Origin of the sequence: Pseudomonas sp. GM21, assembly GCF_000282215.1 — a bacterium.
Taxonomy (GTDB): domain Bacteria; phylum Pseudomonadota; class Gammaproteobacteria; order Pseudomonadales; family Pseudomonadaceae; genus Aquipseudomonas.
Genome location: NZ_AKJS01000170.1, coordinates 1 through 11,986, shown reverse-complemented (window position 1 = coordinate 11,986; position 11,986 = coordinate 1). Strand labels below are relative to the sequence as shown.

At 59.4% G+C, this 11,986-nt stretch carries 9 protein-coding genes; 4 read left to right on the top strand and 5 right to left on the bottom strand.

What is annotated here, in order from left to right:
- Nucleotides 1–552 precede the first annotated feature (552 nt).
- From PMI22_RS03445 to PMI22_RS03460, 4 genes are all read right to left on the bottom strand, one after another.
- Nucleotides 553–804, bottom strand: coding sequence for a DUF1652 domain-containing protein (locus PMI22_RS03445; RefSeq protein ID WP_007948688.1), 252 nt, complete (start codon nucleotides 802–804; stop codon nucleotides 553–555).
- Nucleotides 805–1,000: 196 nt separating this feature from the next.
- Nucleotides 1,001–2,476, bottom strand: coding sequence for a helix-turn-helix transcriptional regulator (locus tag PMI22_RS03450; protein ID WP_007948687.1), 1,476 nt, complete (start codon nucleotides 2,474–2,476; stop codon nucleotides 1,001–1,003).
- 109 nt (nucleotides 2,477–2,585) lie between these two features.
- On the bottom strand, nucleotides 2,586–3,869 hold the full coding sequence (locus PMI22_RS03455) for a Zn-dependent hydrolase (protein ID WP_007948686.1): 1,284 nt from the start codon (nucleotides 3,867–3,869) through the stop codon (nucleotides 2,586–2,588).
- Nucleotides 3,870–4,005: 136 nt separating this feature from the next.
- Entirely contained in the window at nucleotides 4,006–5,490 is a 1,485-nt protein-coding gene (locus tag PMI22_RS03460; protein WP_007948685.1) for an NCS1 family nucleobase:cation symporter-1, read from the bottom strand.
- 540 nt (nucleotides 5,491–6,030) lie between these two features.
- On the opposite strand from PMI22_RS03460, the gene hydA reads away from it, so the two are divergent.
- From hydA to preA, 3 genes are all read left to right on the top strand, one after another.
- Nucleotides 6,031–7,470, top strand: a complete 1,440-nt coding sequence (gene hydA / locus PMI22_RS03465) for a dihydropyrimidinase (RefSeq protein ID WP_007948684.1) — start codon at nucleotides 6,031–6,033, stop codon at nucleotides 7,468–7,470.
- Between the two features lie 169 nt (nucleotides 7,471–7,639).
- Entirely contained in the window at nucleotides 7,640–9,007 is a 1,368-nt protein-coding gene (locus PMI22_RS03470) for an NAD(P)-dependent oxidoreductase (protein WP_007948683.1), read from the top strand.
- Entirely contained in the window at nucleotides 9,008–10,282 is a 1,275-nt protein-coding gene (gene preA, locus PMI22_RS03475) for an NAD-dependent dihydropyrimidine dehydrogenase subunit PreA (protein ID WP_007948682.1), read from the top strand.
- Nucleotides 10,283–10,388: 106 nt separating this feature from the next.
- Here preA and PMI22_RS03480 read toward each other — a convergent pair whose 3' ends face one another.
- A complete protein-coding gene (locus tag PMI22_RS03480; RefSeq protein ID WP_007948681.1) occupies nucleotides 10,389–11,009 on the bottom strand; it encodes a TetR/AcrR family transcriptional regulator in 621 nt (206 codons plus the stop codon).
- Between the two features lie 401 nt (nucleotides 11,010–11,410).
- On the opposite strand from PMI22_RS03480, the gene PMI22_RS03485 reads away from it, so the two are divergent.
- Nucleotides 11,411–11,986: OprD family outer membrane porin (locus PMI22_RS03485; RefSeq protein ID WP_007948680.1), on the top strand; the 576-nt coding region annotated here is incomplete at its 3' end.

Genomic DNA, 11,986 nt, shown 5'->3' with positions numbered 1-11,986 from the left:
GGTCTTCCTGAAACACCGCATCGTCTGATTGCACGACTGCTTCGCAGCCGAACGCAGGCTTCGCCAGCTGCTACAAAGTGCGGTTTGGCTTAACTGACTGGCATTAGCCTTTGGACTGCCTTTTTTGTTGTGCACAGGATCGTTCTCAACGCTTCACGCGCCCAAGGTTATTGAGTCACGCAGCGAGTAGTCGTAGTGACCCGTGTCACTTCACCGGCTCCACTTGCGTTACCTGTAACATTGGTGTCGTCTACGGTTTCGCAGGTTTTTTCTACGGGTGGTAGAGGGGGTGGCGGAGGGGGTGGACTGGAGCAACCAGTGAGGATCGCAACGCAAAAGGCGAGCGACAGCGGCGAAAAAGCACGTTTTCCAAGACTGTTCATAAGCTGACCCGCGGTAAGTAATGGATGCTTTCCGCGACACGACGACAACACCGCGAAGCCGCGGACCGGTCACAGAAAAATTTACCTTCCCGTTTCTTATAGACCAGTCACCGGCCAATGCCAGCAAATAAGGTGTTCAGGCTGATTTGACCGCGAAAAACGACAGCCTCTACTCGTCCCCGCCCGGGCGATGCAACCTGTTGCTCTGCAGTTCGTAACGCAGCTCTTCGATCAACGACGCCACCGCTTGCGGCGAGTTGAGGCTCGTCACCTTCAATCCACTGACCACCAGGTCGACCTCACCTGACGCCGGGTGATACAGCTTCACCGTCACCGAATTATCGCCCGACACACTGCATTCACAGGCACGGGGAGAAAAGTGCTGTTCAAGCAACGCACGCAATTGCGCCAAGTGAATCATGGCGATTCACCCATCGGCTGACGGGCAACCTCGTCAATGGAGAGGGTGTTGAGTGGGCGATGCATGTGGCGGTTCCTTGGGCTCTTTCGTCGTGGACACAAAGCGGTCAAAGACTCGTTTCGCATCCTGACAGCCTATTCGCCGGTGCCTGGTACCAACACCTCCATTTGCACTGACTGCACTAGTGCATTTGCACCTATTGCCGGGAGAACAATCCTCGCTCACGCGCCCAGACAATCGCCTCGCTGCGACTGTGAACGCCCAGTTTTGAGTACACCATCGAAACGTGATTACGCACCGTGTTGGGCGCCAGTTTCAGACGCACGGCGATTTCTTTGTCGGCCAAACCTTCGCAGATCAGGCCGAGCACATCACGCTCGCGGGCAGTCAGCTCGGTGAAGGACGCGCCGGGCAACGTCGGCGCGTTAACGCTTTTCACATTGGCCAGTTTTTCGATCAGCGTGCGGCTGAACCAAGAGGCGTCTTTCATGACTTCCTCGATCGCCGCGACCAGCTCAAGCTCGGTGCGCTTGCGTTCGGTGATGTTCATCAGCACCAGCAGGTAGCAGGTACTGCCTTGAATGTTCACGGTGTCGGCCGACACCGTGCAATCGATCACTTCCCCGGTTTTTTTACGGACTCTGATATCGACACGGTCCAGGCTTGCGGCCTTCTCGAGTGCCGAAAACAAGCGCGTGCCTGCGCCCGAGTCGGCGAAGAAATCAATCTGCACCACGGTTTTGCCGAGCACTTCTTCACTGGGATACGCGAGTGTGACGAGGAAGGCTTCGTTGGCATCGAGCACCCTTTGATCCTCGGCACTGCACACCAGCGTCGGCACCGGTGTCAGGCGAAAGGCCTTGGCAAAGCGCTCCTCGCTCTGGCGCAGCGCGATTTCGGCTTTGTGCCGAGGCTCCATGTCGACGAACGAAAACAGCATGCAGTCTTCTTCGTTCAACTCCAACGGTTGCCCCGCGACGATCACCTGTTTGCTGCCCCCGTCAGGCAATCGCAATTCAGCCTGCATCTGTGGAATCGTGGCGTGCTCGCGCAAACGCTCAATCGCCAGGCCTTTGTTTTCTGCGCCTTGCAGCACGTCCAATTCGTACGTCGACACCCCAATCACCTGATCACGGGTATAACCAGTCATTTCCAGAAAACCGCTGTTGACCTTGATATAACGCAAATCGCTGAGGCGACAAATCACGGCCGGAGCCGGGTTAGCGTTGAACGTCTTTTCGAATCGCTGCTCGGCGCTGGCCCACTCGGTGACGTCGTCCATGATCAGCACCAGTGACTCGGGTTCACCGGCGCTGTCCGCCAGCACCATGCTACGCACCCTGTGCACCCAGGTGCGTTCTTCATCGTCGGCAGGCGTCACTTCAACCAGCACATCGTCGAACGTTTCGCCCTGGGCGACGCGGCTGATCGGGTATTTAGCCTTTGGCACCGGGTGATGATTGCGATAGCGCAAGGCGAAGCGCTTGGCGTACTCCCTGGCATTGGCGCCCAGTTCGCGCAGCTGCCCGACACCGTGCATGGCCAGTGCCGCGTCATTGGCCCAAATAATCGTCTGGTCGAGCTCCAGCAGAATCACGCCGTCGGACAAACCCGCAATGATCTGCTGCAACTGGCGACGATTGGTGTCGGTGCTCAGGACGTCCTGGCTCATGGGTACTCCGTCAGTAAAACGGGGCTTTTATAACCCCGTGAAGAGTACGACCGCGCAGGGATTGGATCGTGCGTAGAACCTGTGCCTGCCGAAGCGCACGTCAGTTGTTTCAGGCCGAGGGTTGCCCACTGGCAATCGCCGCCGACGCCGCCAGCATCGCCCGCAGCAACACCGCACACCCCGCCGCCAAATCATCCGGCGCGGCATTCTCGATTTCGTTGTGGCTGATACCGCCCTCACACGGTACGAAAATCATCCCGGCCGGGCCGAGTTCGGCGAGGAAGATTGCGTCGTGCCCTGCTCCGCTGACGATGTCCATGTGCGACAAGCCCAGACCTTGGGCCGCGTTACGCACCGCTTGGACACAGCCCTGGTCGAAGTACAGCGGCGGGAAATCTGCCGTCGGGGTGAGTTCGAAGGTCAGGCCGTGTTCATCGCAGGTGGTTTCGATCACTTGTCGAACTTCGGCGATCATCGAGTCCAGGCGTGCCGGCTCCAGATGCCGGAAGTCGAGGGTCATGCGCACTTCGCCGGGGATGACGTTGCGGGAGCCGGGATAGGCTTGCAGGCAGCCGACGGTGCCGCAGGCGTGGGGTTGATGGCCCAGCGCGGCGCGGTTGACTGCACCGACGATCACCGCTGCGCCGACCAGCGCGTCCTTGCGCAGGTGCATGGGGGTCGGGCCGGCGTGGGCTTCGACGCCGCGCAGCTTGAGGTCGAACCATTTCTGGCCGAGCGCGCCCATTACCACGCCGATGGTTTTGTGATCGTCTTCAAGGATCGGGCCTTGCTCGATGTGTGCTTCAAAATAAGCGCCCACCGCATGCCCACTGACCTGACGCGGACCGGCGTAGCCGATGGCGTTCAGCGCCTGGCCCACGGTGATGCCTTCTGCATCGACTTTGGCGAGGGTTTCTTCGAGGGTGAATTTTTCGGCGAAGACGCCGGAACCCATCATGCACGGGGCGAAGCGCGAGCCTTCTTCGTTGGTCCAGACCACGACTTCGAGTGGCGCTTCGGTTTCGATTTTCAGGTCGTTGAGGGTGCGCAGTACTTCGACACCGGCCAGTACGCCAAAGCAGCCATCGAACTTGCCACCAGTGGGCTGGGTGTCGATGTGGCTGCCGGTCATGACCGGTGGCAGGTTCGGGTTACGGCCCGGACGGCGGGCGAAGATGTTGCCGACGGCGTCGACGCTGACGGTGCAGCCGGCGTCTTTACACCAGTTGACGAAGATGTCGCGGGCCTGACGATCGAGGTCCGTCAGGGCCAGGCGACAGACGCCGCCCTTGACCGTGGCGCCGAGTCTGGCCAGTTCCATGAGGGATTGCCACAGGCGGTCGCGGTTGATGTGCTGATGGGTGGATTGCAGAACGTCTACGGCAGCGTTCATGGTGATCTCCTCAGGCTTTCTACTGATAGTTCCCACGCTATGCGTGGGAATTCATCCATGGACGCTCCGCGTCCGCATTTGGGACGCAGAGCGTCCCGAGCTGCATTCCCACGCAGAGCGTGGGAACGAACATCTTTCACACCGCCGATTTCGCGACAGACGGGCTAGGTCGCAACGAGCACAACCCGTAATAAATCACCCCACCCAACGCCGAGCCGGTAAACCAGCCATAGCTGTAAAACCAGCTGAACGCATCGCTGCCCAGTGACAGCAGGGTCAACACCACCGGCACTCCAAACGCGATAAATCCGAACCAGTTCCAGGCCGGATAAACGTCATCGCGATAGAGCCCGGCCAAGTCCAGTTGCTGTTTCTTGATCAGGAAATAGTCCACCACCATGATCCCGGCGATTGGCCCGAGCAGGCTGGAATAGCCCAGCAGCCAGTTCGAGTAGACCGTTTCCAGGCTCAGGTCAGAGACGATCAGCCCGAGCTTTTTCAGCAACTCATGCCCCATCAGTAACAGCCCCACCACCCCGGTGAGCAACACCGCTTTGGTGCGGTTGATCAACTTGGGCGCGACATTCTGGAAATCGTTTGTCGGCGAAACGATGTTGGCGGCGGTGTTGGTCGACAGCGTGGCGATGATGATCAGCGCCATGGCCAGCGCGACCCAGACCGGGCTCTGGATATGCCCGATCAGCGTTACTGGATCGGAGACGGTCACGCCCACCAGTTTCACCGAGGCGGCGGTCATCACCACGCCCAGCGACGCAAACAGGAACATGGTCAACGGCAGGCCGATAATCTGCCCGACGATCTGGTCTTTCTGGCTCTTGGCGTAGCGGCTGAAGTCGGGAATGTTCAACGACAAGGTGGCCCAGAAGCCGACCATCGCGGTCAGGCCGGCGGCAAAATAACCTGCCACGCTCGCCCCTTCCGGACGCTTGGCGGGGATCGCCAGCAACTCGGTCATCGACACATTCGGCAGCGCCCAGAACAGCAAGCCCACACCGACCAATATCAACAGCGGCGCGGACAGGGTTTCCAGCCATTTGATCGACTCGGCGCCGCGAATCACCACCCACAGGTTCAGCGCCCAGAACACCATGAAACCGATGACTTCGCCGGTGCCGCCCAACGACTTCCAGCCCTCGAACACCGAACCGAGAAACAAGTGAATGGCCAATCCGCCGAACATCGTCTGAATCCCGAACCAGCCACACGCCACCAGGGCGCGGATCAGACAAGGAATGTTGGAGCCGAGAATGCCGAAGCTCGAACGCAGCAACACCGGAAACGGAATGCCGTACTTGGTGCCGGGGAAGGCGTTCAGCGTCAGGGGAATCAGCACGATGATGTTGGCAAACAGGATCGCCAACAGCGCCTCACCCACCGTCAACCCGAAGTACGCGGTCAGTACGCCGCCCAGGGTGTAGGTCGGCACGCAGATAGCCATGCCGATCCACAGCGCAGTGATGTGCCATTTGTTCCAGGTGCGTTCATGCAGCTTGGTGGGTGCCATATCGTGGTTGTAACGGGGACTGTCGAGGACGTCGCTGCCGGCTTCGAGCTCAAACAAGCCTTCGCGCTCGGTCACTTGCGATCTGATCTGTTGCATGGCCGCTCCACTGTTCTTTGAATTATTTTTTGCTCATCAGGTGCCGGGCCATCAATAAACGTGCCGGGCAACCCGATTGAGCATCGGGCAGTTCCACAAAACGTTACAACCAACTGTTTTTATTCATATATCCAGCGAATCTTCGGTGACCTGTCCGTTCACTCAGGCCGAGTGCCAGGCAAGTTGTCCGAACCGTCAGGACTCAATCTGGTGCATCACACTTTTTCTCACCGTCGCGCATCAACCATAGACCATCCTCAAGCAGCTGATTTCACATAGGAAATCTTGTCTATTTTTAGAACCTGTCAAGTGCGTCAAAATAGTGAACAGCCTCACCATTTTGGTGATTTTCGTTTTTATTCTTTATTTATCAATACGTTAAAATAGCCATAAGCTTATATAAATTATTCTTGCTGATTTCTTGAACTAAGACTAGCTTCAATTCCTGACAGCGTTGGCAGGAATACACCTGTTAACGGCAGATTGATATAAAACACTTAGAACCGGCATAAGCCGGTCATTGCCTGCGAGGAACTCGGAATGTCTCTGTTGATCCGTGGCGCCACCGTTATTACCCATGATGAAAGTTATCGCGCCGACGTCTATTGCGCCGACGGCGTGATTAAAGCCATTGGCGAAAACCTTGATGTTCCGGCGGGTGCCGAAGTGCTCGACGGCAGCGGCCAGTACCTGATGCCCGGCGGCATCGATCCGCACACGCACATGCAGCTGCCCTTCATGGGCACCGTGGCCAGTGAAGACTTTTTCAGTGGCACCGCAGCGGGACTGGCCGGTGGCACCACGTCGATCATCGACTTCGTGATTCCCAATCCGCAGCAATCGCTGATGGAGGCGTTTCACCAGTGGCGCGGCTGGGCCGAGAAGTCGGCGTCGGATTACGGCTTCCATGTGGCGATCACCTGGTGGAGCGAACAGGTGCGCGAAGAGATGGCTGAGTTGGTCAGCCAGCATGGCGTCAACAGCTTCAAGCACTTCATGGCCTACAAGAACGCGATCATGGCGGCGGACGACACGCTGGTGGCGAGTTTCGAGCGCTGCCTGGAGCTCGGCGCGGTGCCGACCGTGCATGCGGAAAATGGCGAGTTGGTCTATCACCTGCAACGCAAATTGATGGCCCAGGGCATCACCGGCCCGGAAGCGCATCCACTGTCGCGGCCTTCGCAGGTTGAAGGCGAAGCGGCCAGTCGGGCGATCCGTATCGCCGAGACGCTGGGTACACCGCTGTATCTGGTGCATGTCTCGACCAAAGAAGCCCTCGACGAAATTACCTACGCCCGCAGCAAAGGCCAACAGGTCTACGGCGAAGTGCTGGCCGGGCATCTGCTGCTGGACGACAGCGTCTATCAACACCCGGACTGGCAGACCGCCGCCGGTTACGTGATGAGCCCGCCCTTCCGTCCTCGCGGTCATCAAGAGGCACTGTGGCACGGTTTGCAATCCGGCAACTTGCACACCACCGCGACTGACCACTGTTGTTTCTGCGCCGAGCAGAAAGCCGCTGGCCGCGACGACTTCAGCAAAATCCCCAACGGCACCGCCGGTATCGAAGACCGCATGGCGGTGCTCTGGGATGAAGGGGTGAACACCGGGCGTTTGTCGATGCAGCACTTCGTGGCGCTGACCTCCACCAACACCGCGAAGATCTTTAACCTCTACCCGCGCAAAGGAGCGATTCGTGTCGGGGCCGATGCGGACCTGGTGCTGTGGGACCCGCAAGGCACTCGGACCATTTCAGCGAAAACCCATCACCAGCAGGTCGACTTCAACATCTTTGAAGGCAAGACCGTGCGCGGCGTGCCAAGTCACACCATCAGCCAGGGCCGCGTGGTCTGGGCCGATGGCGATTTGCGCGCCGAGCGCGGCGCGGGGCGCTATGTCGAACGGCCGGCGTATCCGGCGGTGTTTGATTTGCTGAGCAAGCGGGCTGCACTGCACCAGCCAAAAGCTGTGAACCGCTGAGATCGAGGCCTTCGGCCTTCGCGAGCAGGTCGAATCGTCGCACCGTCGCTCCCACATTTGAAATGCATTCCCCTGTGGGAGCGAGCCTGCTCGCGAAGGGGTCAGAACAGACAACACAAAAACCAATGCCCACCAGAGGCAGCACCTCAATCACCGTGAGGCCACTACCGTGATCAAGACTTTGAACCACCTCCCGCATCCTTATGAGAATGGCGCCGCCCTCGCCGGCCATTTCACCGATTTGGCGCCGCCGCTGAATGATCGTCAGGCTCACCTGGAAGCTTCACGCTGTCTGTATTGCTACGATGCCCCGTGCGTCAACGCTTGTCCCAGCGAGATCGATATTCCGTCTTTCATTCGCAATATCCATCAGGAAAACGTTCAGGGCGCCGCGCAGAAAATCCTCTCGGCGAATATCCTCGGCGGCAGTTGCGCGAGGGTGTGCCCGACGGAAATCCTCTGCCAGCAAGCCTGCGTGCGTAACAACGACCATGAATGCGCCCCGGTCCTGATCGGCTTGCTGCAACGCTATGCCGTAGACAACGCTCACTTCAGTGAACATCCTTTCCCGCGTGCAGCATCAACCGGCAAACGCATCGCCGTAGTCGGTGCCGGCCCGGCCGGTTTGTCCTGCGCTCACCGCAGTGCGATGCACGGCCACGACGTGGTGATTTTCGAAGCCCGGGAAAAGGCCGGTGGCCTCAACGAATACGGAATCGCCAAGTACAAACTGGTGGACGATTACGCGCAAAAGGAACTGGAGTTCCTGCTGCAAATCGGCGGCATTGAAATCCGTCACGGGCAAAAACTCGGCGACAACCTGACCCTCAGCGACTTGCATCAGCAATTCGACGCGGTGTTTCTCGGCCTAGGCCTGAGTGCCAGCAAACAACTCGGCCTAGCCCACGAAGAAGCGCCCGGCTTGCTCGCCGCCACTGATTTCATTCGCGAACTGCGCCAGGCCGATGACTTGACTCAACTGCCGCTGGCCGATCATTGCATCGTCCTCGGCGCCGGCAACACCGCCATCGACATGGCCGTGCAGATGGCCCGCCTCGGTGCTCGCGATGTGAATCTGGTGTACCGCCGTGGCGTTGAAGACATGGGCGCCACCGGTCACGAGCAGGACATCGCCAAGGCCAATCAAGTGCGCTTGCTGACCTGGGCGCAACCGGAAGAAGTGCTGCTCGATGACCAAGGCCAGGTGCGCGGCATGCGTTTCGCCCGCACGCACCTGGTTGACGGACACCTGCAAACCACTGGGCAAACCTTCGAGCTGGTCGCCGACGCCATTTTCAAGGCCATCGGCCAGGCCTTTGACGGCAGCGCCCTCGCCGACCCGCTGGCCCGCGAACTCAAGCGTCAGGGCGAACGGATTCTGGTGGACGAGCAACTGCGCACCAGCATCCCCGGCGTGTATGCCGGCGGCGACTGCACCAGCCTCGATCAAGACCTCACCGTGCAAGCCGTGCAACACGGCAAACGCGCCGCCGAGGCCATCAACGCTCAACTGACGCTCAACGTGGAGGCTGCGTAAATGGCCGATCTCTCGATTGTCTTTGCCGGCATCAAAGCGCCCAATCCGTTCTGGCTGGCCTCCGCGCCGCCCACAGACAAGGCTTACAACGTGGTCCGCGCCTTCGAGGCCGGTTGGGGCGGCGTGGTCTGGAAAACCCTGGGTGAAGACCCGGCGGCGGTCAATGTGTCCTCGCGCTACTCGGCACATTTCGGTGCGAACCGAGAGGTGGTGGGTTTCAACAATATCGAGCTGATCACCGACCGCTCGCTGGAGATCAACCTGCGGGAAATCACCCAGGTCAAAAAGGACTGGCCGGACCGCGCGCTGATCGTGTCGCTGATGGTGCCCTGCGTCGAAGAGTCGTGGAAATTCATCCTGCCGCTGGTGGAAGCCACCGGCGCCGACGGCATCGAACTGAATTTCGGCTGCCCCCACGGCATGCCGGAGCGCGGCATGGGCGCAGCAGTCGGCCAGGTGCCGGAGTACGTCGAACAGGTCACCCGCTGGTGCAAGACGTATTGCTCGCTGCCGGTGATCGTCAAGCTCACGCCAAACATCACCGACATCCGCGTCGCCGCCCGTGCGGCCCATCGCGGCGGCGCGGATGCGGTGTCGTTGATCAACACGATCAACTCGATCACCAGCGTCAACCTGGAGCGCATGGTCGCCAACCCGGCCGTGGGCAGCCAAAGCACCCACGGCGGTTATTGCGGTTCGGCGGTGAAGCCGATTGCGCTGAACATGGTCGCCGAAATCGCCCGTGATCCGCAGACTCAAGGCCTGCCGATCTCCGGCATTGGCGGCATCGGCAGCTGGCGCGACGCGGCGGAGTTTATTGCGCTGGGCAGCGGTTCCGTGCAGGTGTGCACGGCGGCGATGCTGCATGGTTTCAGGATCGTCGAGGAGATGAAGGACGGTTTGTCACGCTGGATGGACAGTCAGGGTTACGCCAGTGTGTCGGAGTTTTCCGGGCGCGCGGTGGGCAACACCACGGACTGGAAGTACCTCGACATCAACTATCAGGTGATCGCGAAGATTGACCAGGAAGCGTGCATTGGTTGTGGGCGCTGCCACATCGCTTGCGAGGATACTTCGCACCAGGCGATTGCCAGTCTGAAGCAGGCGGACGGGACGCATCAATATTCAGTGATTGAGGATGAGTGCGTGGGCTGCAATTTGTGCCAGATCACCTGCCCGGTGCAGGACTGTATCGAGATGGTGCCGATTGACACGGGCAAGCCGTTTCTGGATTGGAATCATGATCCGAGGAATCCGTTTCATGTTGCCTTCTGATCGCTGAAAGTCCAGAAATCGCAGCCTCGTTTCACTCGACAGCTCCTACAGGGGGTGCATTTCTCTGTAGCAGCTGTCGAGTGAAACGAGGCTGCGATTTTTGGGTTTATGGCTCCAACCCGATCCCCCGCAAAATCACACTGGTCACTGTCTGCACCGCGCGCTCGAACTGCATGTCCGACAACGGCTGATGGTCATTCAGAATATTCACCTGATGATCAAAGTCGGCGTAGTGCTGGGTCGAGGCCCAGATCATGTACAGCAGGCTCGAAGGCTCCACCGGCAAGATGCGTTTATCGTCCACCCACTGGCGAATTTTCGCTTCCTTCATCTTCGCCCAGTCATACAGGCTGGCGTCTAGCGCCTCACCCAATGTCGGCGCACCGTGGATGATCTCGTTGGCCCAGACTTTCGACCCGTAAGGCCGGCTGCGGGAGTGGTTCATCTTGGCGCGGATGTAACTGCTGAGCACCACGCGCGGATCGTCGAACAGCTCGAAGCACAGCGCGTCCTGCTTCCAGACTTCCAGCAGATCGAACAATACCGCGCTGTACAGCTCGGTCTTGGTGCTGAAGTAGTAATGCAGGTTGGAGCGCGGCAGTTGCACCTCGGCGGCGATGTCGGCCATGGCGGTGCCGCCAAAGCCTTTTTCGGCGAAGACCTTCTCCGCCCCGAGCAGAATTTTCTCGACGTTATTGCGACGAATCCCGATCTTGTGATTGCCCATGAGGGCTCCCTGACACCAGCGTTGACCAAGACTAGCATTCGCCCCTACGTCGCGGCGACAGGCTGAACCGAATCTTCGACACTCAGCGTGCGGCGGGTAAACTGGCGCCCCTTCGATCCTGCCCCAGAGGTACTCACGACGCTCAAGAAAGCCCTGACCACGGCGGCCCTCCTCGGCTCGCTGCTCGCCGTTTCGTCGGTATGGGCCCATGCCCATCCGAAGAAACAGACCCCGGCGGCCGACAGCACCGTGAGCGAACCTGCGCCGAGTTGCGCATCCGCTCACAAGGTCATCAAATAACTTCTGATTGACAAGCCCTCAGACCCTCGCAAATAATCCCCGCCAATGTTGTACGACGACGTATAACGAATAAAAACAAAAAGAAACAAGGGAGCGTCATAGTGAGCAAGCTCGTCCGCAATTCCTCCGCCTGCACCCCACGCCAGATTTTCAAACGCCGTCATACCCTTAGCCTCATTGGTTGCAGCGGCCTGTTCCTGGCCCTGCCGATGACCGGCCACGCCGAAGGTTTCACCGACGACGCCAAGGCCACGCTCAACCTGCGCAACTTCTACATCAACCGCAACCTCACCAACCCGACCAATGCGCAAAGCAAGGCCGAGGAATGGACGCAGAGTTTTATTCTCGATGCCAAGTCCGGGTTCACCCAGGGCCCGGTCGGTTTTGGCGTCGATGCGCTGGGCCTGTTGTCGATCAAACTCGATGGCGGTAAAGGCACGCGCGGCACCCAGCTGCTGCCGGTTGGCAGCGACGGCAGCCCGGTCGATGACTTTGGTCGTCTGGCGGTGGCCGGCAAGATGAAAGTGAGCAAAACCGAAGTGAAGGTCGGCGAATGGATGCCGGTACTGCCGATCCTGCGTTCAGACGATGGCCGCTCGCTGCCACAAACCTTCCAGGGTGGCCAGCTGACGTCTACCGAGATCAGCGGCCTGACGATCTACGGCGGCCAGTTCCGC